The 235-nt window shown below is 44.7% G+C and carries 1 rRNA gene; it reads left to right on the forward strand.

Annotated features, from left to right (window positions below):
- Positions 1 to 160 precede the first annotated feature (160 nt).
- Positions 161 to 235, forward strand: a 5S ribosomal RNA gene (gene rrf / locus GVO60_RS22330); the annotation flags it as partial.

A 235-nucleotide genomic window follows, 5' to 3' on the forward strand; every position in this document is an offset into this window, starting at 1 on the left:
TAGGCAGGGTGTGTAAGTGCTGTGAGGCATTGAGCTAACCTGTACTAATTGCCCGTGAGGCTTAACCATACAACACCCAAAGGGTTTTGATGGACTCAATACAAGAATTAACTTGATTGTGTTATGAGAACGCAAACAGCTTTCCGAATTAAAGAATTTGCTTGGCGACCATAGCGATTTGGACCCACCTGATTTCCATGCCGAACTCAGAAGTGAAACGAATTAGCGCCGATGG

The sequence above is a fragment of the Vibrio atypicus genome, from assembly GCF_009811315.1.
GTDB lineage: Bacteria > Pseudomonadota > Gammaproteobacteria > Enterobacterales > Vibrionaceae > Vibrio > Vibrio atypicus.